The sequence below is a fragment of the Streptosporangium sp. NPDC004631 genome (assembly GCF_053601935.1).
The window spans coordinates 34,127-59,211 of sequence record NZ_JBSGCR010000005.1; the positions used below are offsets into that span (position 1 = coordinate 34,127).

Consider the following 25,085-nt stretch of genomic DNA (forward strand, 5'->3'; position numbering starts at 1 on the left):
TATTCAGTTGCCGCAGAAGGAGAACGTACGCAATCAGACGTTCGGGCCGACAGACCCCGGCGGGACCAATTTCCCGCATGGTCATCGGCGGCCATCTGGCCGGGAATGACTAGTCACCTGCATCCGATACACGGTCGAGTCAAGACGAAATGGGGTTCCGTTACCGTTTGGGCCATCCGTCCGACGTACCCTTGGACTCGTGCAAGCTGAAGGCAAAGCTCAGGGGTCCACAGTCGGGAACGCGCTGCGGCTGCTCGCCGCGGCCGCCGGCGCGGGGGTGTTGGTCGCCGCCATCGCGCTTCCCGCGGTGGGCGGCGCGGGGATGACGGCGAAGTCCGCCACGGAGGAGCTACACCTGCTCCCCGAGGAGCTCAACGAGCCCCCGCTGGCGGAGAAGACGACCCTGCTCGACGTGAACGGCAAGCAGTTCGCCCAGTTCTACTTCGAGAACCGCGAGTCGGTGAAGCTCGACGAGGTCGCCGACATCATGAAGACCGCGATCGTCTCGATCGAGGACTTCCGGTTCTACGAGCACGGGGCGATCGACATGGAGGGCACACTCCGCGCGGCCGTGAAGACCCTCTCCGGCAGCAGCGTCCAGGGCGGCTCCTCCATCACCCAGCAGTACGTCAAGCTGGTGCTGTTCAACTCCGCGGAGAGCGCCGAGGACAAGGCCGCCGCGATCGAGCAGACCCTCTCCCGCAAGCTGAACGAGCTGCGCTACGCGCTGGCCATCGAGGAGAAGTACACCAAGTCGGAGATCCTTGAGCGCTACCTCAACATCTCCTACTTCGGCGCCGGCGCCCACGGGATCCAGGCCGCGGCCAAGCGGTTCTTCGGCAAGCCGGCCTCCAAGCTGAACCTCGTCGAGGCCGCCACCCTGGCCGGAGCCGTGCAGAACCCCAGCAGGACCGACCCCAACGCGGGCAAGGCGAGCCGCGAGCGCCTCCTGGAGCGGCGCAACACCGTGCTGACCCGGATGGCCGAGCTCGGCAAGATCACTCCGGAGGAGGCCGCGGAGGCCAAGGCCAAGAAGCTCGGGTTCAAGGACGTCCCGGTCCCCGGCGGCTGCGACGAGAGCTCCTACCCGTACTTCTGCCTCTACGCCCAGCAGGAGATGCTCAACAACGAGATCTTCGGCAAGTCCGCCGCGCAGCGCAAGAGGCTGCTCCAGCGGGGCGGGCTGACGATCAAGACGACGCTCGACCCGCAGGCCCAGCTGGCCTCGGAGAAGGCCATCGCCGAATACGTCAAGACCAGCGACAAGCCGGTCGCCGCCCAGGCGATGGTCGTGCCCGGCACCGGCGCCATCAAGGCGATGGCCGCCAGCCGGAAGTTCGGGCAGAACAGAAAAAAGAACGAGATGAGCTACAACCTGGCCGGCGACGTCATGCACGGCGGCGGCGCGGGCTTCCAGGCCGGCTCCACGTTCAAGGTCTTCACCCTGCTCACCGCCCTGAGCAAGGGGCTCAAGCTCAACGACGGCTTCGGCACCGGCTCCGGATACACGGCCCCCGGCTACAGCGCTTTCCGCGACTGCAAGGGCAACGCGGTCGGCGACCCCACACACGAGGTGCGCAACTCCAGCGAGGGCGGCGGCGGCTTCAAGACCCTGACGACCGGCACCCTGGGCTCGGTGAACACCTTCTTCATGCGCCTGGAGCAGGAGGTCGGCCTCTGCGAGGTCGTCAAGACGGCCAAGAGCCTGGGCATCAAGCGCGCGGACGGGGACAAGCTGAAGGAGTTCGAGACCTTCACCCTCGGCATCAACGAGATGGACCCGGTGACGGTCGCCGCCGCCTACGCGGCGATCGGCGCCCGAGGCGCCTACTGCAAGCCGATGGCCATCACCGAGATCCGCGACCGCTACAACAAGGCCACGCCGTACAAACCCAAGTGCGAGCAGGTCCTGGACGAGGAGGTCGCCGACGCGGCCGCCCACATCATGTCCGGGGTGTTCACCAAGGGCACGATGACCGAGGTCGGCGGGATCGGCCGCCCGGCCGCGGGCAAGACCGGCACCACCGACGGCTACACCGCCGCCTGGTTCGCCGGCTTCACCCCCGACCTCGCCTCCGCGGTCAGCCTCGGCGACCCGCGCGGCGCCTTCATGCACGACCTGACGGGCGTGACCATCGGCGGACGCTACTACAGCTACGTGTACGGCGCCTCGATCTCCGGCAGGATCTGGAAGTACTCCATGCTCAACGCCCTCCGGGGGACGGAGCCGACCGCCTTCACCCCGGTGAACATGGGACGCTTCGGCGGCTGCTCCGGCGGCAGGTGCGCGCCCAAGGCCCCGCCGAAGCCCGACCACATCGGCCCCGACGACGAGGGCGACGGTAACGGCAACGGCAACGGGAGGGGCAACGGCAGGGGCCGCTTCGACAACAACGGCAACGGCGGCGGCTGGATCACCCGGGAGCCCGGCACCGAAACCGGCGGCCTGATCAACCCGTAGGCCCGGCCCTCCCCCACGAGGCGGCGGAGCCCTCCCCGAACGTTCGGGGAGGGCTCCTCTCCGAACGGCCCCGCCTCACAATCGTCAGGCCAGACGGCTCCGAACGGCCTGCGCCACCCGGCTGCCCTCCGCCCGCCCGGCGACCTTCGGGTTCACGATCTTCATGACCTGCCCCATGGCCTGCGGCCCGGAGGCACCGCTCTCCGCGATGGCCTCGTCCACGATCTCGGCGATCTCCTCGTCGGACAGCTGGGCCGGGAGGTACTCCTCCAGCACGGCCTGCTCGTCCACCTCGGCCCGCGCCTGCTCCACACGGCCGGCGCCGCTGAACGCCTCGGCCGCCTCGCGGCGCTTCTTGGCCTCCCTGGCCAGCACCTTGACGATCTCGTCGTCGGAGAGCTCCCGCGCCGTCCTGCCCGCGACCTCCTCGACGTTCACCGCCGCCAGGGCCATGCGGAGCGTCCGGGTGCGGACCTCGTCCCTGCTCTTCATGGAAGCCGTGAGATCGGTCCTCAACTTGTCCTTCAATGCGCTCATGCGGTCCATCTTGCCGCCTCACCAGCCCATCCGTATCCCGAGTTTCCTCTTGAGGGCTTGATGTCGGGCATGATGAGAAGGTGAGGAAAGCAGCCGCGGTGCCCCTGTCCCTGCTCGGCGTCGGCCTGGCCGGTCTCGCCTACGCCTCGGTCATCGAGCGCAACGCCTTCCGCCTGCGGCGCTTCGACGTGCCGGTGCTGGAGCCCGGACGCCGTCCGGTGCGGATCCTGCACCTGTCCGACCTGCATCTCACGCCCGGCAGGCGGATGCTCATCGACTGGGTGCGCTCACTGGGCGACCTCAAACCCGACCTGGTGGTCAACACCGGCGACTCCATCGCGCACCCCGACGCCATCGCCCCCCTCATGCACGCCCTCCAGCCGCTGCTGTCCCGTCCGGGGCTGTTCGTCTACGGCTCCAACGACATGTACGCCCCACGGGCCAAGAACCCCGCACGCTACCTCTGGCGCACCTCCAAGGGGGAACAGTCCCGCAGGGCCCCCTCGCTCCCCTGGGAGGAGCTGGGCGCCGCCATGTCCGTCGAGGGCTGGCTGGACATGAACAACGCCGTCGCCCGGATCAAGGTCGGCGACCTCGACGTGGCCGTGGGCGGCATCCACGACTCCCACATCAACCTCGACCGGTACGACGAGATCGCCGGGCCCGCCCCCGAGGAGGCCGACCTCCGCCTGGGCGTCATGCACTCCCCCGAGCCCCGCAACATGACCCGCTTCGCCTCGGACGGCTACCAGCTGCTGCTCGCCGGCCACACCCACGGCGGCCAGCTCTGCATCCCGTTCTACGGCGCCCTGGTCACCAACTGCGGCATCGAGCCGGCCCGGGTGAAGGGGCTGAACCGCCACGACTCCGCCTACCTCCACGTCTCCGCGGGCCTGGGCACCAGCCCGTACGCCCCGGTCCGCTTCGCCTGCTTCCCCGAGGCCAGCCTCCTCACCCTGGTGCCCCGCCGCAAGCGGTGACGCAAGTACCCGCGAAGTCCGCTAGACTTTCCCAAGCACGAGCAAGACCGGCGTGCACCGGGGTGTGGCGCAGCTTGGTAGCGCGCTTCGTTCGGGACGAAGAGGTCGCAGGTTCAAATCCTGTCACCCCGACGTTTAAGACTTTCCCGAGGTCAAGGGCCGTTTCCGAGAGATCGGGAGCGGCCTTTTTCGCGCCCTGGTTTCGGTGGTCGTGCGTCGCGGATACGTCAAGATCACTAACCTCCGTCTCCGGACGCACGTCGCCTCCACGACGTGATGACCTTCTCATGAGCCTCCGGCGCCAGGTGCGCGTAACGCAGGGCCAGGGCGTCGCGGAGGACGTGGTCGGGCATCGGGTCGTCGTCGGGTGCGCTCATCCCGTCATGGTGGTGCGTCCGGGTGATCATGCACGGGCGGAGGTGACAACGCCCTCACTACATAGGCCGCCGGTACGGAGACCCCGGCCTCAGAAGGCGGCGATGGTGGCCGGGGCGCGTTCGGCGCGGCTGAGTGCCCGTAGGACGTCGGTTGGGCCGTGGCGTCGCACGGCCAGGCGTGCCAGCAGGCCGACCACCGTGTCGACGGCGCCAGGCGGGAGCGTGGGTGTCGCCACGCCCACGCTGACCGCCAGGTCGTCGGAGTGGACGGCGAGCTCCATCATCCGGGTGATCAGCATGTCGTCGAGCGCCAGTGACCATGGTCCCCACAGCGAGATGCGCACTGGCCGGTCCGCCGTTGAGGCGAGGGTGCCGTCCAGTTCTCCGAGGGCCGAGTCCACGCGCGCCACCAGCGCAGCGTGTCCTTCGGCCGAGACCTCCTGGCCGCCTCGCCGGATGCGGACGTTGATGTCGTCGTCGAGGCCCGCGCCGATCCAGCGCACCCGGGTGTAGTGCTCCAGCAGGGCGACGGTCTCCTCTTGCGGCACCGGACCGGTCAAAAGCTGTGGGATGGCCAGGATCTGGTAGGCCAGATGTCCCGCCAGACCGGCCACACTGAACTCCGGCAGCGCGCTCGGCCGGCTCCAGGCGGCGGCGACCACCGGGTTGCGCAGCAGATCCGCAGCCGAGCGGGCAGTGGACAGGAAATCGGCTCTGGTGTTGGTCATTACCTGCTCCTTGCTGTGCGGGCCGGGCGGCATCCGCCATCGGCGACGGTTGCGGACAGCAGGGTACGGCTCGGGGGCCGGGTGGGGGCGGGTGGACAGACAGGACGCCCCCGCACCGCGCTTACCCGGCTGCTCTGTCTCGCAGTTCCGCCACAGCGTGCCGCGCGGCACGCCGAACAGGTCGGCGATCTGCTGGACCGTCTTCTCCCGGGCGTCACACAGCTGCTGGGCGAGCTCGGCCTGTGCCGGGAGACGATCAGATGAACACCTCGACACCCCGCACCGTCAATGTGACTGAGCACTTCAGTTGGCGGATTGAGCACCTCAGGTGGCGTGGTCCGCCAGACCGGGCGCCAAGGACCATTCTGGCGTCAGGGACAGGCGCCACGAGATGATCACCCTATGGCGGATGTGGTTTTCTTCGACCTGGACGGCACCCTGGTCGATCATCGAAGCGCGGTCTGGGAAACGATCGGCCAGATCGTCCAGGCCGCGCCGAACGCGACGGCTCCGCCGGAGGAGCTGGTGACGTTGTGGTGGACGCTGGAGGGGCGCCACATGCGGGAATACCTGGCCGGTCAGTGCTCCTTCGCTGAGCACCACCGGCGCAGGCTCCGTTCCTTCCTGCCGATGCTCGGCGAGCCGGTTCCTGAAAGTCCCGGCCTTCTGGACGCCTGGATCGCCGAGCGCTACCTCACCGTGTTCGAGGAGTCCTGGCGGTGCTATTCCGATGTCCAGCCATGCCTGGAGACCCTGAAACGGCTTCCCCGAGGACCGCGTCTGGCCGTTCTCACCAACGGGGACCCCGGGCAGCAGCGCGCCAAGCTCGCCCGCTTCGGCCTCCTGGAATACTTCGAAGCCGTCCTGACCCCGACCGAGCTCGGTGCGGCCAAGCCCGTCGCCTACGCCACCGCCTGCCGGTGGATGCGGACGGACCCCGCGCAGGCGGTCAACGTGGGCGACATGCTGGAAAGCGACGTGAACGAGGCCGCCCTCGCCGGGCTCACCGGCATCTGGCTGGACCGCGGCGTCAACTTCGTCACCGGTGGACCGTCGCCGGCGGCAGACGAGACGGTGCTCCGCATCGAACGGCTCACCGACCTCCCCGACCACCTATCACGCACGAACGCCTGACCGGCTCTCAGGAACCTCAGCGTGGTTTGGGGGCGTGGTGTCACCCACGACCGGGACGTCAACGCCGCGATCAACATCCTCGCCGCCGGACAGGCGGAGAGACCAAACGACTGTGGAGCGCGGGTAAGATCGGGGCTTGTCCCGGCGCCGCGCGACGAAGCAGGAACCCACTCGAAGCCGCACACGCGGCAGACGGGAATCTCCGCCCTTTAGGGCGGAGAGGATGTCAATCACCGAGAGGACCGCAGGGTGATGGGCGAGGAACTCTACGCGCAGGCCATTGACATCTTCATCGAAGCCACCGCCACCGTCGACCCCGAGCGCCGTGTCACCCTCCTGAGCCGCGCGTTGACCGCTGACGTGGTCTTCTGGGGTCCTCTAGGCCGCGCTGTGGGGCGCAGGGTCGTCAGCGACTTCATCGCCGCGGTGGTCCATGGCCACCCCGGCGGACCGGGACGCCTCGTCAGGACGACCCAGGTGGACGCGCCCGGAGAGTGGGCGAGGTTCGGCTGGCGCTACGAGGGCGCCGGCGGCGAAACTCTCCTGTCGGGAATGGATGTCGTCCATGTGACCGCCAGAGGCGACATCGACGAGATCATTGTCTTCGCGGGCTCCTCGCCCGAAGCCATCAGTCCTGCTTGACACCGACCCGCGCGAACGCCGCCGCGTGCGGCCGTCGAGCGACCCCGGCGCCCGGGTCGCCTCTGCTCGGCGTCGTCGACATCCTCACCGCGCCGCACCGCCGCAGCGCCGCACCGCGCTGCCGACGTTCGCCGGCGAACTCCTCTTTCCACCGGCGATGACCGCTGTCGCGGTGACCTCGCCGACCGCCGTCCCGTTCGCGGGGTCGGGCCGATCTTGGGCGCGTATCGTGGCGGTCGTGGCACGGAGGTCCTTCTCACGCCGACCTCCGCGCCCGCCTACTTCGTCCCCGGCCCGCCGACCGGCCACCGACCCGCCGGGGCCCCGGGTGCTATCGGGGTACGCCGTTCGACCGCCGGACTCTCAGGGCCTGCACGTGTTCGATGGTCGCCGTTTCGATCTCCATCGAGGCCTCCAGCCTCTGGACGAAGCCGCGAATCTTCGATTCCTCGTCAATGACGACGATCATTATCGGCAGGTGGTCGCTCAGGCTGAGAATCCGCGTGGTGTGGATGACCCCGTCGGACCCGAACCCCGCGGCCCCCACGAAGACGCCGGCGCCCGACAGCCCATACCCGCGGGCCCGCTGGATGATTTCCGAGTAGAGCGGCTTGTGGTGCCAGAGAGCGCCGTTGCGAAGAGTGATGGTAAGCCTGCAGAGAGACAGCGGCTTATCGGATACCGCAAGGCTCGTGGACTCGGCGAAAGATGATCCCATAGGTTGATATGTGTCACCCAGCATTTTCCATTCGTCCATTCGATCGCGTTGATTCCGTAGTCGTCGAGTTTGAATAAGAGAGTGCCGGTCTCCTGAACCCGCTTGGGCGGGCCGGTCGCCGCGGTGCCCGCCCTCCGGACTCGACCTCGCGTCCGGACCGCCGGTGTCGACATCGGAGACCTGAGTCACGGTTTTCTCCCGTTACGCGTTGTCCGAGCGGCGACCGGCTCGACCTCCCGCGTAATGACCTCCCGATTCACCGAGGGATCGGCCCTCAGTGGCATTCCCCTGCGGACAACCCTCCAGAGCCAGAATCCGGCGAGCTGCGAGGTGATGATCGACAGCACGACAAGCGAGGCGAAGAAGTTCTCGTTGATGATCTGGGCTCCGAAGGCCGTCGAGGCGAGCACGATCCCCGGGCCTCCACGGGCGTTCATCGCCACCGAAAGGTTGACGGCGGAGGGATTGTCCTCACCGGCCAGCCGTGCCCCCAGCCACACACTGGCGAACTTCACCGCGCACGCCAGCACCAGGAACCAGCAGAAGAAGACCACGTCGAAGTGGTGCAACAGGTCCAGCTTGATACCGACGATAGCAAAGTAGATCGGGATGAAGAACCCCAGCGATATGTGCCGAAGCGTTTCTTGAGGCTGCGCCTCCTCCTGCCGCGCGGTGCCCGAACTGCACATTCCCGCGACGAGGGCGCCGAAGATCGGGTCAATGCCGAGCCCGATACACCCGGCGCACATGAGAAACAGGAAGAAGAGGCGGAACGCGATCGGGCTCGCGTGCTCCAGCACATTCAGCGAACTCTTCGACATACGGACGAACAGCGATGGGCCAAAGCGGATGACCACCGCCAGGAAGGCCAGGGGCGCCACGGTGAAATAGACGACGGCGAGCGCCATGGAATCGCTTCCGATCAGCGCCCACAGACCGTACGAGTCGCTGGCCTGAGCTTGCGCCAGACCCAGGACAATCGCGAGGATAACGTAGAGCAGGATGTCCTCGACGATCGCGACGGCGAGCACGATGCGCGCGAAGACCGTGTTAAGAATGCCGAGGTCGAGCATGATCCTGGAGATGACCGGCACGCTGGTGATCGCTACCGCCATACCGAAGATAAGCGCCAGGGTCGTGGGGGAGCCGTTCGGGCCGACCAGTTGGTCCGTATCCACGAGCTGGGCGACGCTCAGCCCGAAGACGAAGGGCAGCGCCAGCCCGGACACCGTGATGAACCCGACCGTGCGCCGTTCGCCTCCCCCGCCGGGCATACGCATCTCGGTGCCCGTCAGGTACACCATCAGCAATAAGCCGATGCTGTAGAAGGCACCCAGGACACTCGCCGTGGGTCCGCCGGTCGGGAAGAGCCAATGCTGGGCACCCGGGTAAAACGCGCCGAGTACCGTGGGGCCGAGTATGAGACCGCCGGCGATCTCTCCGATCACCTTTGGCTGGCGGATGAGCTCGAATATACGTCCACCGCCGTGCGCGAACAGCAGAAGGGCGACGATGGCCAGAAGGACATGCGCGACTTCAGCGGCTTTGAGTGACATGACTCACCTGTCTCTGGTCCCGACTCCTACGGATGGCGCTGTCCGCCCGTGCGTTTCCGCGCCCGGTACCGGCCGGTGCCACGTTCACGTACGTGCCCCTCTCTTCAAGAGTGCGGTGCTGAGCCGTGCTCAGACGGTTCAACAGCTCTTCAGCGGACCTTCGAGGTAGCGGACCATGCCGTTTTCGTCGTTGAAAGGAACGAATGTTCATGACGACCTGGAACGGGTTCCGGGTCGATCTCCGTGAACGATCAGGTTGCCGGTGCTCCCGCGTGGCGACTGACCTCGCCGGTCACACCGGTGTCCTCCGTCTTACGCGCGGTTTCCCGGGCGGATGGCGCAGGCCGTGCTCTTACACATGCCGGAGACGAGTAACAGCGTCTCGACGGACGCCCTCGGAGCACCCTCCGTCAAGCTGTGTGCCGGACCACCTTCGAAGAGGTGAGTACCGGCATGGCCGCCCTTGGTCACGTGAATCCCGCCGCCGGGTCGCGTCGCCGGGAGAGCGGCCCGCGCCACGGGCACTCTGGAGCGATTCCCAGAACGGTCAGGTGCCTGCACGGGCTTGACCATTGACGTTTGGAGGGCTCCATTCACCAAGCCCCTTCACCGGGCTCGGATCGCACGTGCTCTGACGCTCGTCGGCGGCAGCCGGCAATCCACTGAGCAGAGTTTCCAGCCCCTGTGGGCGAAGACCCTCCAGGGCATCTCTAGGCGCTCCCCGGACGGTCACTTGTTACCCCTTCCATCGGCCACGTTTAAAGCCGTGCGCCCCTCTCACCAGCACCCGGTCACCGGCTCCTCGTATGTTTAAACCAATGATCCATATGTGGACAAGTGCCCAAAGGTGCGGTCGACCAGGGGTGGCCGATAAGACATGACCAATGGACCGGACTTTTGGCCACCTTCCGAACGCGGCATCCAATGAGCGCTTTTCGTCCTTTCGACGAAATTGGAGCGTGAAAATATTTTCGGCCAGCCTACCCGCGCGCAGCGGACAGCGGTGAGGTTCGCGCAGAGGTACGCCACGATTTCAGCACGACATCCGTATTGGCTCGTTCCCTCCGGCCGCGGAGCCCGGCGGAGGCGGGATTGGCGCTCCTGTGACACCGCGGCCCGTCCCTGCCCCTTGTACGGCACCGGCACGCTCGACCCCGAGCCGGCGCGTTCCCCACGGCCGGTGTGATCAATCCCGCGGCGTGTGTTCGCCAAAGGACGCCTCGGATACGGGCCACTTCGAGGTCGCGTGCCGAACCCGGCGGCAACGCACAGATTGACCGACAGGCTCAGATCAAGGCTGACCCTCGGGGGGGAGGGCGAAACCCAGCCTCGCCGCCATCAGCGCCAGTTCGGTACGGTTCGAGCAGCCCGACTTGAGCATCAGATTGGAGATGTGGCGCTTCACTCCATGGATGGATATGCCGAGGGCGCTCGCTATCTGCTGGTTGCCCTCCCCCTGGCAGAGTAGGCGCAGAACAGAGCGCTCCCGCTCGGTCACCTTACTGAGCCAGTATTTCGGCGAACGACCGAACACGGTCAGCTCAGGATTGACCGCGGTTTCCAGGGCGCGGTTTTTCATCAACTGCCCGAACACGTCAAGCAGTCCAGCGGACCTGATCCCCTGCTCGAAGAGCCATGCGTCCGGCTCCTTGCCGCGCGTTATACGGGTCAAAAGCGACTCTGCCGCCTCGGAAAGCGTCAGCACAAGCTGGGCGCCGCACCGTGAGATCAATGACGCCAGTACGTCGGTGTGTGAACTCAGGGGAAGGACGCAGACGTCGTAGCGTTCCTCCGTGACCGACTGCTTGAAGGCGTCGGCTCCCCAGCACACCTTGTACGTGCGCACCACAGGCAACCGGTCGAGCAGGGCGGGCAATCCGTAGAAGGAGACCTCGTCGTATGCGAGCCAGAGCACACGCAATTCGCCGGCTCCATCCACCTCTCCTTCGCCGGCCGTGACGTGTTCGCGTGATGTCACATCGGGCTTGTCAAGGAAACTGCGGGCCACCTGGTGGTCCTCCATCGGTTCCCCCGTCAGACTTTGACATAGACGTAGGTGCGTTCACACTGTAACCACGGTTGTTGAACGTGCTCACAGAAGGCCCGATGAACCAATCGCAACCTGATATCGCAGGTCACGGGAGCACCACGAGTCATCGACCCTGCTCGTGAATTGGAGAGGCCCCGGCGGAGGGGTTGTCGACCAAGGTAAACCATCGCACCAGAGGCTCGGAGGCTTTTCTATCGTGCCGCACCGCCGTTACCACACCGGGCCTCGACCTACCCGGCGGATACAATCCGCCGCCACCACCCGAGGCTACCCGGATCTTACAGACGGCGACCCCGCTAAAAGTGGGGTCGCCGTCCGGAACAAGCACCGTGCGAGAAGTGTGGTCGTCGCGCTAACGGAGGGGCGGAAGAAGGTACGGACGTCGTCCACCAGCGGGCCGGGCTGCTCTGAGCCTCATCCGCCCGCCGGGGGCGGGTGCTCGACCGGCGCACCGCTCGGGAGCGGTGCCAGGGTGAGCAGGCCGCAGCCGTAGGACTTGGCCGGGCCGATGCCGCCGAGCAGCCGTTCGACGAAGGTGGACGGGTCGGTGACCCGCAGCCGGCCCTCGAAGGTCGCGGTGTGCAGGACGACCGGCCTGGTGTCACGGCTCTTCTTGAACGAGCGGCGGCCACGAGCGGTGATCCGGACCTCGTACGGCGCCGGGTCGTCGGTGTCCGCCGACGGCTTCAGGCCGAGGGCCGACGGGTCGGTGCGCGCCGGTGGGATCTCAAAACCCCAGCGCTCGGTCCGGCTGAGAAACCAGGTGAGCTGCCGGCCGGCGGTACGGTGACCGACGCGGAAGGACCGCCGTTTGGCGTCCATGGCCTGTTCGCGCTGGATCTCGGTGGGCTTGATGGGGTTCGGGGTGTTCTGTACGGGGTTGGCGGTGAGCCGGAAGGCGAACTCACGGCCGACGGCGATACGGGCGAGCAGCGGCGCGTAGTCGCGGACGGCGGCGTGCTCGCCCTCGGCGTCGGGCCAGCCGGCCTGCTCGACGAGGTGCGACCAGTCGGGCCTGGTCCTGGTGAGCACATAGAGAAACGGCCGGTGGAGGTTGTCGGCGTCCAGCCGCCACAGGATGCGCTCACCGGTGGGCTGGTCGGGGATGGCATGCATGACGGCGCCGTGCATGGCGTGCGGACTGGCGAGGAACCGGCGGCTCCTCTCGCGTAGCGGGTTGATCCGGATGCGGGACATGTAGGTCATGGGAGATCACCAGCCCAGGAGGGCGAAGGGGTCGTGGCCGTCGGCTGCGGCGTCGGGCCGGGAGAATCCGGTCGGCAGCGTCACCCAGGTGTGGCGGATGCGGCGGCTGACGAACCGGCGGTCGCGCGGGGCGAAGGACTGCGGCACATCGTTGAGTGAGTCGTCGCCGTCCGCGTCGTCCAGGGTCGCGGGCAGGTCGATGGTGGCCGGGCGGGCGCGGCGGCTCCGGACGTAGAGCTCCTTGGCCCTCTCGGTGGCCTGCCAGGACTCGGCGCGCAGGACCTCCTCCAGCGGTGCGTCGCGGACACCGAGAAGAAGGGGCTGGGTGGGGACGCAGGAGCGGCGGCCCAGCGCGAGCGGGAAGACCGGGCGCCTGAGGGCGTCGGCGAGTGCCCGCACGAACACCGCGGACCCCTGCAACGCGGTGAGGAAGACCGCGTCCTGGAGATAGAAACGCTGGGTGACGTGGGTGAACTTGGCGGGCGACGTGGGCTTCTGCAGCCCCTTCGCGGACACGCCCGCCTGCGGGAGCGGGCGCCCCCGGTAGTCGCTGACGGTGTGGTAGTCACGCAGCAGGGTGCCGGGCTGGTCGACCCGCACCCCCATCCGCAGGTCGAGCAGCTCACCCGGCGGTTCCTCGCGCGGCCGACCGGCCGCGGCGGCCAGCAGGCCGAGCACGCCGGACTTGGTGGGCTCGGGCCGGGTGTCGCGGCGGTTGAACACGCTGCGGTCGCCCCACGACTGCAACGGGCCGCCCAGCCGCAGCACCAGCGTGGCCTCGGCGGCGCTCATCCGGCCCGCTTGACGAGCTCGACGAGCGTGGCGCGCAGGCCGGCGATCAGCTCCGGGAAGGTCTGCTGGGTGCCGAACGCCGTGCCGAGCCTCTCCGCGACCTCCCCCCCGGGGGCGAAGGTGTGACAGACGGCGGCGTGGACGGGCGTGTCACCCCACTGCCGGACGGCGCGCTCGTATTCGGCGGCCAGGCGCAGTACCGAGGTTTCGGCGATCCCCTCCTGGCGGGCGACGACGGGGTTTTCGTAGGCGGAGACCAGGTTGACCGGCTGGTCGTCGCGGACCACGACCGCCACCAGGCTGGGCAGGGTGCGGTGGGCGAAGGAGTTCTGGTGCCCCGAGGGGATGGATCGGGCGAAGTGCTGGACGAAGGTCTCCACCGCGTTGAGCGCCGCCTCGGTGTCCGCGAGGTTGGCGACCAGCTGGTGCAGGCCGACGGTGGCGTACCGGTACAGGGTGGCGGAGTTGAAGCCGATCGTGCCGATCATGCCAGCACCGGTCTCGTCGGCGAGGTTCTCGTCGTCGACGGCCGTGTAGTAGTCGAACTCCAGCTCCACGGCGTGGGTGGAGAGCGCGTGGGCGACCTGGACCGCGGCGTCGACGTTGAGGGAGGGGATGTCGGCGACCATCCGGCCGAACAGCGCCACGTCCACCGGGTGCCCGCTCTGGAGCTTCCGCGCCACCGGCAGGTTCCTCATCGCCACGACGAGCTGCTCGTCGGCCAGGGCCACGAGGTCGGCGGCCTCGTCGGCCACCAGGTCGACGATGTCCTCCAGCTGCCGGTAGCCGAAGAACAGCAGGTAGGCGGTGTCACCGGCCTTCTTGCCCTCCTTGATGCCCAGCGGTTCGAGGAGCTTCGCGGCCAGCCGGGCGGACTGCTCGCCCTCCAGCCCCGTACGGCCGGCCAGACGCCTGGCCAGCTCACCGACGATCCGTTTGGTGCGGGTGGCGTGGTCCTGCTCCGGTGCCTGCTGGGCGAAGGCGGTGCGGGTGGCGCGCTTCCACGCCTGGGAGGAGACCCGGGCGCGGCGCACTCCGCCGAAGTAGGCCTCCTTGGGGTTGCCCTGGTCGTCGCGGTTGAGGTTGGCGGGCGGGACGGTCTGCACGATGTGGACGTCGACGAAAAGACACGTGTCCATGGGGACTCCAGGGGGAGAGAGGACTCCGGAAGGATCCCGGGAGGGTCCGATGAGAAGACTCCGGGGAAGGATCCGGGGAGGTCCCGGAGGAGAGGGGAAAGGGAGGCCGACGAGGCCGATGCCGGGGCGGGACCCGGCGGTCAGACGGAACTCGGGGCCGGAACTGGAGCGGGAGCGGGAGACGCCTCACCCTCGGGACGGGACCATCCGTAGTAGTCCAGGCCCCAGCTGCGACGGACCCTCTGCCGGGAGTCGGGCCGCTGCCAGGCTCGGATGTCCTTCAGCAGCAGGTCGTAGTCGAGCGGCTGACCGATGGTCCGCAGCTGGGTGACCAGGCCGCGAAGATGGGTGAGCAGCGCGGAGACCTGCGTGGCGGAGGCCGCCGCGTTCACCCGGCGGTCCACGGCCTCCTGGGTGAACGCGCCGCTCCTGTGCAGGCGGCGCAGCGCCTGGCCCAGCCGGATCCCCGGCTGGTGCATGGGCTCGGGGCGGGCCTGCTGGTGCAGGCCGTACAGCGCGAGCGCGGCGTGCTCGGCCCACTGCTCGTCGGAGACCTCGCCCCTGCGGGCCAGCCCGTCGTCGACCGGGGATCGGTAGAGCGGCCACAGCGCGGGCACGGTTCCGGCCTCGCGGCCCAGCCCCGCGCGCAGCGCGGCCAGCTCCTCGCCCGGCGGGCGCCCCTCCTTGGCGCACCAGGTCCCGTCCGAGGTGATGTATCGGCCCCAGTAACGCGGGAGCCGGTCGTTCGTGGCGGGCATGAAAGTCCTCACCTTCTGAAAGGTCCGGGCTGTCTAAAAGGTCCGGGTCGCGGAGGCGGAGACGGCCAGGGCGATGTCCTCCCCGAGACCACCCGCCACGTCCCCCACCAGGTCGTCCACCGCTCCGGGATCACCTGCCGCCACGGAGTGGCCCACCGCGTCCCGCACGAGATCGTCCACCGCTCCGGAGTCGTCCGCCGTGTCCTCCACGAGGTCGTCCGCCGGCTGCGCGCAGCGGGGCAGGACGGTGTTGATCTGCCGGCGGAGGCTCTGCTCGGCCGTGGCCAGCCGGTAGGTGAACCCGCGGCCGTTCTTCTCCACGGCACGTCCGCCGAACTCACCGTGGGTGGCGGTGGCCAGGACCTTCTCCGCGACGTCCCAGGTGCGGTCGCGGGCGATCCTCTCCCACGCGGTACGGCCCCGCTCCAGACTGTCCGGGTCTCCGCCGGCCGCCCGTACTCCGACGAGGAAACGGCGGACCAGCGGGTCGAGCGCGTGCAACACGAACTCACCGGGGCGCTGCCCCCTGTCCCAGGGGATGGGGTCGGCTCCCGTGGCCCGGCGTAGGTCGGCGGAGAGGTTGTTCACGGCTCTGGCCAGGCCTTCGGCCTGCTCGGCCACCTCCAGCAGGACGGTGGAGATGGCCTCCCCCGCGCACAGGGCCGCCACCGGCAGGGGAATCGCGTCGAAGAGGATGTCATCGACGACCGCGGACTGATTGCCGTAGGCGATGCCCGTCGCCTCCACCCGCAGCGGATAGTCCTGGTCAAGGCGCCCGTCGGCCTGGACCTCGGCGAGCTGGTTCAGCAGCGTCGAGGTCTCGAAGTCGCCGTCGTCGTTCTCCCGTACTGCGGTGAGCAGGGCCTCCAGGCCGCGCCATGCCGCCTTGCCGGGCGCGTGACGGCGAGGCCTGCGGATCGTTCCAGTGGGGCTCTTCGATGTCTTCGGGAAGACCCAGGCGGTGTGCGGCTCCCACTCGGGCAGATCCAGCAGCCGGTCTCCCGCGCACAGCACGACCCGGGAGACCCTCACGCCGTCATCGGTCGCCTCCGGAATGAGGCGGATGCGGCGCGACTGCCAGGTCCACAGGTCGAGCAGGCCGACGGCGGCCCTGCTCTCCCATTCCGGCCCGGCGGGAGGACGCCGCCAGTGCGGGCGGTCGGCGGCGGGCTGAGAACCGACGGGGAGGTTGAGCAGCAGCGTCTCGTACAGGCTGCGCCCGACGGGGACGACCACCCCCAGCGCTCCCAGCGGGCCGATGGGGTTACCGGTGGTCTTTCCGGCCTTGGCCTGGGGGTCGCCCGCGGCCCCGGACTTGATCGCGGCGGTGTCCCAGCAGTGCGCGTGCAGCAGCCAGCGAGCCGCCTGGGCCGGTGTCAGCGGCAGCGGATCGCCCTCGGTGCGGGTGGCGAACAGCGGGACGTTGTTGCCCGAGGGCGCCGTGGCGACCAGCAGCGCGGACCCCTTCGTCTCGTTCTTCGCGGTGTGCAGACCGGCGACCTGGGCGAACGGGGCCCGGCCGTCGAACAGGTCGAATCGGGATCGGTGCTCCTCCAGGTAGGCGGAGAGCCTGTCCCGCTCCTCGTCGGTGAACCGTCCGGCGTCGAACCTCCGCGCCCACTCCGCCCGATCACGCGGGCGCCCCAGCGCGTCCAGCACGACGGGGAGCAGCACCTGCCGCAGCAGGGCGGGGGTGTGGGTGGGAAGCTCCACCACGAGAGAGTCGAATTCGTGCGCGCGGAGCAACACCTCATATAGGGAGAAATCCCCAGGTTTTCCGTCACCTCGCGGTCGTACAAACAGCCAAGGTGAATCAATCAGGTCATATGTGGACATGAGGGATCCTCGAATTAGCCATGTCTGGAGGCCGATCAGTGAAGCGTGCCAGAGGAGACGACCCCCGGGAGGGAAAATCCCTAGAGTGGAACCACCTCGCACATTCGACGCCGACAAAACACGAATTTCGCAAAAGTTGACCATGAGTTATGCGGGGATGGTCCGTAGCCGTGTCTCGGACAACCGTCGGCCCCGCACCTGCGGGGATATCAGAGCCTTACACGGGCTTGACTGCGACATGACGAAAGACGACGCCCCGGGGGCTTGGGGACGAACCCGGGGCATCGGAACACACATCGGACAACAGCGCGTCCTCACCCAGCAGGCCCGCGCACTCGGCGTCCAGAACAAACGCGCGGGCGTGCTCGCGCCGCGTGAACCTCGTCGAGAATGACGACCTCGCCCATGAACCCGACGGCACGCCCGGTCCGACCGGCGCCCCAGAGAAACCGGCCGATCACACCGACAGCGAACGATCCCAGCAGTCCTCACACTCCTCCGAGGAATCCCCCCCCCCCCCGCATGCTCGGGGAGCACAGCACCTCGGGATCTGACCACTATTCGGTGCAGGGGCCATCCCCGCGCGCGCGGGGATATCCCTTCCTTCTTGACGTGCTGCCAGGCGTTCGCCTCGTGCTTCCCACGCACGTGGGGATAGCCCAAGCCTCAAGGGCTCACAGCCAGATAGCGCATGGCTGGCCCAGGAGGACTACCCTGCTCAGGAACATCCGGAGACAACAAGGCCGATGGTGCCCGAAATGTCCGATCCCTCGAAAGTGCTCGAATTTCACACTTACCGCCGATAAACCTGCAGGTCAGGCAGAGTGCTCCCCGCGCACGCGGGGATGGTCCCTGGGCTGACTGAATCGCGCGATTCCTAGGGGCGTGCTCCCCGCGCACGCGGGGATGGTCCCCAGCTGAGGCAGAGGATTCGGGTGCCTGGGCAGTGCTCCCCGCGCACGCGGGGATGGTCCCTGCGGCGCGAGCACGGGTACGAAGACAACCAGGTGCTCCCCGCGCACGCGGGGATGGTCCCAGGGCGCGGGCGGCGGCCACGTCCTGGTCGGTGTGCTCCCCGCGCACGCGGGGATGGTCCCCTGCCGAACCGAGGACGCCAGTCGCCCAACCCGTGCTCCCCGCGCACGCGGGGATGGTCCCGGCGGCACGCTGCTGTACGACATCCCGCTGGGGTGCTCCCCGCGCACGCGGGGATGGTCCCGGGTTCAGGACGCCGTCTATGTCCAGGAGGATGTGCTCCCCGCGCACGCGGGGATGGTCCTCAATCCGGGAAGTCCGGCCGGGCCGCGTTCATGTGCTCCCCGCGCACGCGGGGATGGTCCCGTCGACCGCATGACCCGCGAGCAACTCCTCGCGTGCTCCCCGCGCACGCGGGGATGGTCCCGTGGCGGTCCTGATGTAGATGGACACCGTGTAGTGCTCCCCGCGTGCGCGGGGATAGTTCGTCAGATCTGCGCTGAGACAGAATGTGGTTACCTGGCCTGACCTGGTTATACATCGGCCGGGACAGCAACGCCCCGCTGGTTGATCGGCGGGGCGTCGTCGTGTCCGGCTCAGGCTGACCGGTTTCCGGACGTCAGGGCGCGCAGTTCCCGGACGGCGGGTAGAGTGCGGGCCTTCTCCGGAAGCACGGTCAGCGTGAGTCGAGCGTCTGACAAATTGTGACCGCTTCGCCGTTCGGCAGGAAGCTCGTCAAGGGTCCGCAGGGCGTGCTGAACGCCCTGTTCCGGGTCGGTCCGCGCTTGCGCCGCCGCTCGGTGCAGCTCGAAAACGGCCGACATAATGTGCCCGGAGTCGTACGCCTCTCTGGCGGCGTCCTGTGCCTCACCGGCCCGTCTGCCATCGCCCGCGAGAGTGTAGATCAGGCTGCGGCTGTACCAGTCGGGGCGCGGGGTTCCCGGAGTCTGCGCGGGCAGGCGCTCCAGCACGCTCTCAGCCCGTGTCAGTGTGGTGGCCGCTTCGTTGAGACGGCCGTTCATCGCGAGGACCTGCGCCTCCACGCGGAGCGCGGAGAACAGCGTCAGACTCGGCCGCTCCCCGGCCAGACGACAGGCTTCCTGAAGCAGAGGAAGAACGTCGCCGCCGTCATAGCGCCGATGCGAAGCCTCCCAGCTTCGCAGTAGCGACGCCTGCATGGTGTCCTGGGAGACGTCGGCCAGCGTGCGGGCCCGCCTCCACCATCGCCACGCCTCCCGCCGGCTGCCGAGGTCGTACCACGCACCGGCGATCAGGGCGCTGTAGCGCGCGGCGGCGTGAGCCAGGTCCCGCTCCACGACTTCCGGCTGAGAGCGGTTGAGGTGGGGGGCGATGTCGGCGTAGTCGACTGCGAGCGCCGCGAGCACGGTGGCGGGCGGCTCGTAGTAGCCCCGTCCGAAGTGGGCTTCGGCCGCTTCCTCCCAGTCGTCGATCATCTCCTGAGACACGCTCGCACCAGGGATACGTGGCCCGTAGGTCTGCCAGGCATCGGTCAAGGTGGCCAGCACGGGCGCCACGGCACCGCCGACAGCGACGGCGGCGGCGTCCCGCATCAGTCGTCTGCGCTCCATATCATCGTCCTCATCCCGGATTGAGGCCTTTGCTTCGACAGTACTCTTTCGTGACCCATTGGCATCATCCGCTGTTATATCCGGCTTGTCCGTACACAAATCCGTTTCGGCGATTCCGAAGGCCCGAGCGAATAGCTGCGGATAGGGCTCGCTCGGCCGATGCTTTCCGGCCTCCCAGGAGCGGATCATGCGGATGAGTGATTCCCGGGTCGGCAAGTGCGGCCGACGGCGGGCATCGGCTGCTTCCACGAGCTGTTTGGCCATGTCCGTCAAGGACCAATCGCGCCGCAGGCGCTCATTACGTAACCGGACGGCCCACGCGGGGAGATCGCTCATTCTGGCTCATCTCACGGACGGACACGGGGGATATCTGCCGCCCCCAAAGTATCCCCTGTCGCGATGTGATCACACAGGGTTGTGATAGATCCCGTCCCTTAAAAAAGCGGACCCGCCCAACGCTCCACACGTTCGGACGGGTCCTGATCGCAAAGGAGTGCGATCTATGCAGGATCGTAGTTCCACAACGCCCGGGTCCGCGAGGCCCGCATCCGCGATGTCCGTGGTGTCGGTGATTCCCGGTTGGCAGGTGTTCCTCAGCGACAGGGGCCGCTTCTGGGCCAGCCGCCGGGAGCCGTTCTCCACCCAGGCCGCCTACGCCGGGGCCGAGCGGACGGTGGACGCCGACACCTTCGAGCAGTTGCGGGCCGAGACCGCCCGCCAGGAGGAGACGGCGACGGTCCAGGCGGTGAGGTCGTGATGTGGCGCCGCGACTCTCGCGACTCCCACCTCTCCGGCACTTCGGGCCGTCACCGCGCCGGGCAGGCCCGTACCTCCGTGGTGCACCGCCGGTTGTGGGACGGCCCGGCCCGCGCCCAGGCCGAACGCCTGGCCCAGGCGTGGCCGAGCTGGACCGTGCTGTACGGCGTGGGCAGCCGCCGCTTCTACGCCCTGGCCGCCTGGGCGACGTCCGAGCCGCTGATGGTCGAGGCCGCCACCGCCGAGGAGCTGGAGAGGCGGATGTATGAGGCGGTCATGGCCGTGACCGCCCGCCGCGAGACCCCCCTCACCACCTCGGCCCCTCCGACCGCCCCGACCGCCCCGGCCGCTTCGGCACCCCCGCTACCTCCGGCACCCTCGCCTCTCCCGGCGCCCCTGGCGTTCTCACCTTCCCCGAGCAGGCGCGGCGGCGTTCCTTCCCCGGCACCCGCCGCCGCGCCGCATCATCCCCGCCGCCCCTACCGGGACGCGGCCTAAAAAGCCGGTGCGGCGGTATCACCTCCCAGGGGACGCCGTACCGATCACTGTGCGGCCCGGGCCGGAGGGGGCCCGGGCCGCACCTCGCGGCCCCCTCTCGGAAGGGGAGGGGGCCGCACCCCAACGCGGCCCTCTCCTGGAGGGGGAAGAGGGCCGCCCGCACCGGCCGGACCACACCCCGGGTCCGGCCGGTGCACCCCCCAAGGGCCCTGGCCGACCGCCCCCGGCGGCCGGGCATCACCCGCCCGCCCCCACGCACCGTCAGGAGAGCCGTGCTCGACACCCTGATCCTCACGCTGTGGCTGTACGGCGCCGGCGCACTGGCCTGGCTCACCGGATGCGCCCTGCACATCGCCACCACCCCACGCCTCACCCACCGCCTCTTCACCCCCGGAGCCCGGCACCTGGGCATGCGCCCCCGCTCCCTGATCATCCTGGCCACGCTCGGCAGCAGCCTGCTGTGGCCCCTGACCGCCCTGCTGATATGCGCCAACCTGCTCCGGCGACGACCGTGACCGACCGCGACCTCGACATCATCACCCCGCCCGGCGTCATCCACGACCAGGTACGCCCACAGTCCCCCGACCCCCACCAGGAGATCCCCCGTGAAAGGCATCAAGGTCATCGGTGGTGACGGCTCCGCCCTCGCCACCCCTTTCCCCGTTCTCCCGCCCCGGTTCGAGGCGTTGCTCACCCCGACCGAGGTCGCGACCCTGTTCCGCGTCGACCCCAAAACCGTCACCCGCTGGGCGAAGGCAGGAAGACTCACCAGCATCCGCACCCTCGGCGGACACCGCCGCTACCGCCAAGCAGAAGTCCTCGCACTCCTGGCAGACAGCACACAGAAACGCGACGAGTAACGAACCACCACCCGGAACGGCCCCCACGCACCCGGACGGCTCGTGACGACCCGCTCCACGAGCCGTTCGGGCACCACCCGGCATCCCGTCCAAACACCGGCACGACACGGCCCCGGTTCTTTGGAACGGGCAGGGCATCGCCGTACTCTCAGCCCACTCCTCGTGGAAACGGTGAAGACCGGGCGCGTCTACGCCATAGGACGGCTGGTCAACCTCTCATTGAGGTGTCTCACCGGGGTGTCGTGTTGAGCACCGACCGCACCACCGCGTGTGTGTCGGTCAGGTCGGACAGGACGAGTTCGGCGCCCGCCTGTCTCAGGGCGGCCTCGTCGCTCGCCCCGGTGGCGACCGCGACGACCCGGGCGCCGCCGTGGTGTCCGGCGTGCACGTCGTGCGGGGTGTCGCCCACCAGGACGGTGCGGTGCTCGTCGAAATGCTCGCCGTACTTGTCGGCGGCCCGCTGCCGTGCGAGCCGTACGAGGGGCGGGCGCTCGTGGTGGTCGAATCCATAGGCGCCGACGTCGAAGTCCACGTACTCGTCCAGGGAGAGAGCCGTCAGTTTGCTGATCGCGATGGATCGGGTGTTCCCGGTGAGCACCGACTGGATCACGTCGGGGCGAGCAGCCAGGGCCGTGAGCGCGGCTTTCGCCCCCGGGAGCACGCGGCCGTGATCGCTGATGTCCCGGCTCCGTGAGCTGAACCCGGCCGCGAGTTCGCCGGCGAACCGTGTGATCAGTGATTCCGATGTCTCGATGCCGTGCATGTGCAGGGTTTCGCCGATGATGGCCCGGTCGGTCCGGCCGGCCATGTGCGCGAGTTTTCGCGCGGGCCGACCCGTCACGGTGAGAAACGCTCCCTCGTAGATCTCCCTGCTCAACGGGCCGACGGTGATCAATGTGTGATCGATGTCCCACAACACAAGGGTGCGCACGAACCGCATTCTAAGCGGCAATCCACTCTTTTCGGGCTCCGGCGTCCGGGCTCCTTGGGTTTGGATCCGTGGTCAGGGGTGGCGCGGAGGGTCGGAGAGCAGGACGGCCAGGAGGCGGAGGGCCCCGGCCTTGTCCAGGGGCTCGTTGCCGTTGCCGCACTTGGGCGACTGGATGCAGGACGGGCAGCCCCGTTCGCACTCGCAGGAGACGATCGCCTCCCGGGTGGCCGTGAGCCAGTCGAGGGCGCGGGCGTAGCCGCGTTCGGCGAAGCCGGCGCCGCCCTCGTGGCCGTCGTAGACGAAGACGGTGAGCAGCCCGGTGTCGGTGTGGAGTTCGGTGGAGACGCCGCCGATGTCCCAGCGGTCGCAGGTCGCGAAGAGCGGCAGCAGGCCGATCGAGGCGTGTTCCGCCGCGTGCGCGGCTCCCCCCAGGTCCAGGCCGTCCCGGACCAGGACGGTGGTCGCGGAGGCGGGCAGCGTCCACCAGACCGCGCGGGTCCTCAGGGTGCGCGGCGGCAGGTCGAGGGGCTCGTCGCCGAGGGACTCGCCGCTCTGGGCGCGGCGCCTGACATAGGAGACGACCCGGCGGGTGACCTCCACCGAGCCGAAGTGGAGCTCCCCGGGGCCGAGCGGGTGCGAGCGGAGCGACTCCAGCACCGAGACGTCGGTGACGTCCCTGGCGAAGGTCGTGTAGTCGGGGGTTCCGGCCTCGACGAGGGCGACCCCCGCCTCCAGGTCGAGCTCGTCCACCAGGAAGGTCTCCCCCTGGTGGACGTAGACGGCGCCGGTGTGCACGGTGGTGTGGGACGAGGACTCGTCCACGGTGCCCAGCAGCCGCCCGGTGGACGTCTCGACGACCTGGATCGGGGCGCCGCCCGCGCCGCGGATGTCCGCGAGGTCGACGGCCCGTTCCCGGCTGGTCCAGAACCAGCCGGTGGCCCGCCTCCTCAGCAGGCCGTCGGCGACCAGGCCGGCGAGGACCTCCTCGGCGGCCGGTCCGAAGATCTCCAGGTCGTCCTGGGTCAGCGGGATCTCGGCGGCGGCGGCGCACAGGTGCGGGCCGAGTACGTACGGGTTGCCGGGGTCCAGCACGATCGCCTCGACCGGGCGGCCGAAGAGCGCCTCGGGGTGGTGCACCAGATAGGTGTCCAGGGGGTCGTCCCTGGCGATCAGCACCGCCAGCGCCTCTTGTCCGGCCCTCCCCGCCCGCCCGGCCTGCTGCCACAGCGACGCCCGGGTTCCCGGCCAGCCCGCGATGAGCACGGCGTCCAGCCCGGTCACGTCCACGCCGAGTTCCAGCGCGTTGGTGGTCGCCAGCCCGAGCAGGTCCCCCGAGCGGAACGCCTTCTCCAGCCCCCGGCGGTCGTCGGCGAGGTATCCGGCCCGGTAGGCCGCCACCCTGTCCGGCAGGTCCGCCGGGGCTCCGGCGTCGGCCACGAGGTCCTGGAGCCTGGCCCGCGTTGTCAGGGCCACCGACTCGGCGGCCCTGCGGGAGCGGACGAAGGCCAGGGTGCGGATGTCGGCGGCGACCAGGTCCGCGAGGAGGTCGGCGCTCTCGGCGGTGGCGGGGCGGCGCAGGGGAGCGCCGCCCTCGCCACGTAGATCGGTCAGGGGCGGCTCCCACAGGGCGAAGGTGGTCGCGCCCCGAGGAGAGGTGTCGGTGGTCACCTCGGCCATCTGGAGGCCCGTCAGGCGCATCGCGAAGACCTGCGGTTCGCTGGCGGTGGCCGAGGAGAGCAGGAAGGCCGGGCTGGAGCCGTACCGCGCGCAGACCCGGCGCAGGCGGCGCAGGATCTGCGCCACGTGGGAGCCGAACACGCCGCGGTAGCCGTGGCACTCGTCCACCACCACCATCCGCAGCCGCCGCCAGAAGCTCGACCACTGGGCGTGCCGCGGTAGCAGGGTGCGGTGGAGCATGTCCGGATTGGTGAGGAGGTAGTTGGCGTGCCGTCGGGCCCAGGCCCGCTCCTCGAAGGGGGTGTCCCCGTCGAAGGTGGCGGCGCGGAGCTCGGGCAGGTCGAGGTCGACCAGGGTGCGGAGCTGGTCGGCGGCCAGCGCCTTGGTCGGGGTGAGGTAGAGGACCGTGCCGCCGTCGAGCACCTGGGACAGGGCCGGAACCTGGTAGCAGAGGGACTTGCCGGACGCGGTTCCTGTGGAGATGATCACATTTTCACCACAATGGAGGCGTTCGACGGTTTCGGCCTGATGCGGCCACAGACCTGAGACGCCCTGGTTCGCCCAGCGCGTAACCAGTCGTTCGTCGATCCAGTCCGGCCAGCGGGCCTGACCCGCCTGACGTGCGGGAACGTGCTCCACGTGTGTCACGCGTTCGCGACGTGCGGGAGCGTCGAGCAGATAGGTGAGCGCGGAACCCGCTCGGAGGGAGGAGGATGAGGGCGGAGTCACTGGTTTCCAGTCTGGCATCTGTGGGCAGAGTCGCCGGGAATCGTGATTTCGTATAGACACTGAGCGTACGCATGGTTGAATGCCGCGCGTCGGGGCTTGTCGTCTGGGGACCATCCGGTCCCAGGAGTCACGCCCGAATCGGTACTTTCGCAGGCA

22 protein-coding genes, 1 tRNA gene and 1 CRISPR repeat array are annotated in these 25,085 nt (G+C 68.8%); of the genes, 9 read left to right on the plus strand and 14 right to left on the minus strand.

Annotation, left to right across the window (positions count from 1 at the left end):
• Nucleotides 1–199: 199 nt before the first annotated feature.
• Nucleotides 200–2,461 (plus strand): transglycosylase domain-containing protein, encoded by a 2,262-nt coding sequence (locus ACWEF2_RS06480; RefSeq protein WP_453812497.1) that lies wholly within the window; start codon nt 200–202, stop codon nt 2,459–2,461.
• Between the two features lie 84 nt (nt 2,462–2,545).
• Here the strand turns inward: ACWEF2_RS06480 and ACWEF2_RS06485 are convergent, their stop codons facing one another.
• Complete coding sequence (locus tag ACWEF2_RS06485) at nt 2,546–2,998, minus strand: GatB/YqeY domain-containing protein (protein ID WP_453812499.1); 453 nt, start codon at nt 2,996–2,998, stop codon at nt 2,546–2,548.
• Nucleotides 2,999–3,078: 80 nt separating this feature from the next.
• On the opposite strand from ACWEF2_RS06485, the gene ACWEF2_RS06490 reads away from it, so the two are divergent.
• Together ACWEF2_RS06490 and ACWEF2_RS06495 are read left to right on the plus strand one after the other, a co-directional pair.
• Entirely contained in the window at nt 3,079–3,978 is a 900-nt protein-coding gene (locus tag ACWEF2_RS06490; RefSeq protein WP_453812500.1) for a metallophosphoesterase, read from the plus strand.
• Nucleotides 3,979–4,036: 58 nt separating this feature from the next.
• Nucleotides 4,037–4,110: transfer RNA gene (locus tag ACWEF2_RS06495), tRNA-Pro, on the plus strand.
• A 104-nt stretch (nt 4,111–4,214) separates the two neighbouring features.
• On the opposite strand, the gene ACWEF2_RS06500 is transcribed toward ACWEF2_RS06495, so the two are convergent.
• Entirely contained in the window at nt 4,215–4,355 is a 141-nt protein-coding gene (locus ACWEF2_RS06500) for a hypothetical protein (protein WP_453812502.1), read from the minus strand.
• 89 nt (nt 4,356–4,444) lie between these two features.
• A complete protein-coding gene (locus ACWEF2_RS06505) occupies nt 4,445–5,359 on the minus strand; it encodes a maleylpyruvate isomerase N-terminal domain-containing protein (RefSeq protein WP_453812504.1) in 915 nt (304 codons plus the stop codon).
• A gap of 126 nt (nt 5,360–5,485) precedes the next feature.
• Here ACWEF2_RS06505 and ACWEF2_RS06510 point away from each other — a divergent pair, with 126 nt between their 5' ends.
• Complete coding sequence (locus ACWEF2_RS06510) at nt 5,486–6,217, plus strand: HAD family hydrolase (RefSeq protein WP_453812506.1); 732 nt, start codon at nt 5,486–5,488, stop codon at nt 6,215–6,217.
• 252 nt (nt 6,218–6,469) lie between these two features.
• The gene (locus tag ACWEF2_RS06515; protein WP_453812507.1) at nt 6,470–6,859 is read left to right on the plus strand and encodes a nuclear transport factor 2 family protein; all 390 of its coding nucleotides are present in this window, start codon (nt 6,470–6,472) and stop codon (nt 6,857–6,859) included.
• Between the two features lie 331 nt (nt 6,860–7,190).
• Here ACWEF2_RS06515 and ACWEF2_RS06520 read toward each other — a convergent pair whose 3' ends face one another.
• The 9 genes from ACWEF2_RS06520 to ACWEF2_RS06560 all read right to left on the minus strand — a co-directional run bounded on the left by ACWEF2_RS06520 (nt 7,191) and on the right by ACWEF2_RS06560 (nt 19,814).
• Nucleotides 7,191–7,601 (minus strand): DUF190 domain-containing protein, encoded by a 411-nt coding sequence (locus ACWEF2_RS06520; RefSeq protein ID WP_453812509.1) that lies wholly within the window; start codon nt 7,599–7,601, stop codon nt 7,191–7,193.
• Between the two features lie 161 nt (nt 7,602–7,762).
• Nucleotides 7,763–9,133 (minus strand): cation:proton antiporter, encoded by a 1,371-nt coding sequence (locus ACWEF2_RS06525; protein WP_453812511.1) that lies wholly within the window; start codon nt 9,131–9,133, stop codon nt 7,763–7,765.
• Between the two features lie 1,291 nt (nt 9,134–10,424).
• A complete protein-coding gene (locus ACWEF2_RS06530) occupies nt 10,425–11,156 on the minus strand; it encodes a response regulator transcription factor (protein ID WP_453812513.1) in 732 nt (243 codons plus the stop codon).
• A gap of 441 nt (nt 11,157–11,597) precedes the next feature.
• Nucleotides 11,598–12,389, minus strand: coding sequence for a type I-E CRISPR-associated protein Cas6/Cse3/CasE (gene cas6e, locus ACWEF2_RS06535; RefSeq protein WP_453812515.1), 792 nt, complete (start codon nt 12,387–12,389; stop codon nt 11,598–11,600).
• Nucleotides 12,390–12,395: 6 nt separating this feature from the next.
• Nucleotides 12,396–13,181: a type I-E CRISPR-associated protein Cas5/CasD gene (gene cas5e, locus ACWEF2_RS06540; protein WP_453812516.1), complete on the minus strand. Its 786-nt coding sequence runs from the start codon at nt 13,179–13,181 to the stop codon at nt 12,396–12,398.
• Nucleotides 13,178–14,320 (minus strand): type I-E CRISPR-associated protein Cas7/Cse4/CasC, encoded by a 1,143-nt coding sequence (gene cas7e, locus ACWEF2_RS06545; RefSeq protein WP_453812518.1) that lies wholly within the window; start codon nt 14,318–14,320, stop codon nt 13,178–13,180. The genes cas5e and cas7e overlap by 4 nt, the downstream gene beginning before the upstream one ends.
• A gap of 140 nt (nt 14,321–14,460) precedes the next feature.
• A complete protein-coding gene (gene casB, locus ACWEF2_RS06550) occupies nt 14,461–15,078 on the minus strand; it encodes a type I-E CRISPR-associated protein Cse2/CasB (RefSeq protein WP_453812520.1) in 618 nt (205 codons plus the stop codon).
• 33 nt (nt 15,079–15,111) lie between these two features.
• A complete protein-coding gene (gene casA / locus ACWEF2_RS06555; protein WP_453812522.1) occupies nt 15,112–17,058 on the minus strand; it encodes a type I-E CRISPR-associated protein Cse1/CasA in 1,947 nt (648 codons plus the stop codon).
• Between the two features lie 680 nt (nt 17,059–17,738).
• Nucleotides 17,739–18,377: direct repeats of the CRISPR family, unit length 29 nt; unit sequence GTGCTCCCCGCGCACGCGGGGATGGTCCC.
• A 108-nt stretch (nt 18,378–18,485) separates the two neighbouring features.
• Complete coding sequence (locus ACWEF2_RS06560; protein WP_453812524.1) at nt 18,486–19,814, minus strand: hypothetical protein; 1,329 nt, start codon at nt 19,812–19,814, stop codon at nt 18,486–18,488.
• Nucleotides 19,815–19,980: 166 nt separating this feature from the next.
• On the opposite strand from ACWEF2_RS06560, the gene ACWEF2_RS06565 reads away from it, so the two are divergent.
• The 4 genes from ACWEF2_RS06565 (at nt 19,981) to ACWEF2_RS06580 (ending at nt 21,592) form a co-directional block, all read left to right on the plus strand.
• Nucleotides 19,981–20,235, plus strand: coding sequence for a hypothetical protein (locus ACWEF2_RS06565; protein WP_453812526.1), 255 nt, complete (start codon nt 19,981–19,983; stop codon nt 20,233–20,235).
• The gene (locus ACWEF2_RS06570) at nt 20,232–20,732 is read left to right on the plus strand and encodes a hypothetical protein (RefSeq protein WP_453812528.1); all 501 of its coding nucleotides are present in this window, start codon (nt 20,232–20,234) and stop codon (nt 20,730–20,732) included. The genes ACWEF2_RS06565 and ACWEF2_RS06570 overlap by 4 nt, the downstream gene beginning before the upstream one ends.
• Nucleotides 20,733–20,923: 191 nt before the next feature.
• Nucleotides 20,924–21,247: a hypothetical protein gene (locus ACWEF2_RS06575; RefSeq protein ID WP_453812529.1), complete on the plus strand. Its 324-nt coding sequence runs from the start codon at nt 20,924–20,926 to the stop codon at nt 21,245–21,247.
• 108 nt (nt 21,248–21,355) lie between these two features.
• Complete coding sequence (locus ACWEF2_RS06580; RefSeq protein ID WP_453812930.1) at nt 21,356–21,592, plus strand: BldC family transcriptional regulator; 237 nt, start codon at nt 21,356–21,358, stop codon at nt 21,590–21,592.
• A 229-nt stretch (nt 21,593–21,821) separates the two neighbouring features.
• Here the strand turns inward: ACWEF2_RS06580 and ACWEF2_RS06585 are convergent, their stop codons facing one another.
• Together ACWEF2_RS06585 and ACWEF2_RS06590 are read right to left on the minus strand one after the other, a co-directional pair.
• Entirely contained in the window at nt 21,822–22,523 is a 702-nt protein-coding gene (locus ACWEF2_RS06585) for an HAD family hydrolase (protein ID WP_453812530.1), read from the minus strand.
• Between the two features lie 72 nt (nt 22,524–22,595).
• Entirely contained in the window at nt 22,596–25,043 is a 2,448-nt protein-coding gene (locus tag ACWEF2_RS06590) for a DEAD/DEAH box helicase (RefSeq protein WP_453812532.1), read from the minus strand.
• Nucleotides 25,044–25,085 lie beyond the last annotated feature (42 nt).